The organism is Parachitinimonas caeni (assembly GCF_030129945.1).
GTDB classification, from domain to species: domain Bacteria; phylum Pseudomonadota; class Gammaproteobacteria; order Burkholderiales; family Chitinimonadaceae; genus Parachitinimonas; species Parachitinimonas caeni.
This window is the reverse complement of the sequence record NZ_JARRAF010000239.1, coordinates 1-313: the sequence shown is the minus strand read 5'-3', so window position 1 is coordinate 313 and position 313 is coordinate 1. Positions and strand designations below refer to the sequence as shown.

The 313-nt window shown below is 55.9% G+C and carries 1 protein-coding gene; it reads left to right on the top strand.

Features of this window, described 5'->3' with window-relative positions:
- Positions 1–313 (top strand): DDE-type integrase/transposase/recombinase (locus PZA18_RS24495; protein WP_284103494.1); only part of this gene is annotated, 313 nt, incomplete at both ends.

Genomic DNA, 313 nt, shown 5'->3' with positions numbered 1-313 from the left:
GGGATAAATGGCATCTGGATGAGGTCTACCTTTCCATGAATGGCCAGCGCCATTACCTATGGCGGGCTGTCGATCAGGAGGGCAAGGTCCTGGATATTCTGGTGCAAAGCCGAAGGAACCGTCATGCCGCCAAACGCTTCCTGCGCAAGCTGTTAAAGGGTTTGCGCTACACTCCGCGCGTCATGATCACGGACAAGCTCAAGAGTTACGGCGCGGCCAAACAAGACATCATGCCGGAGGTTGAGCATCGACAGCACAAGGGCTTGAACAACCGTGCAGAGGTGTCCCATCAGCCCACCCGGCTGAAAGAGAA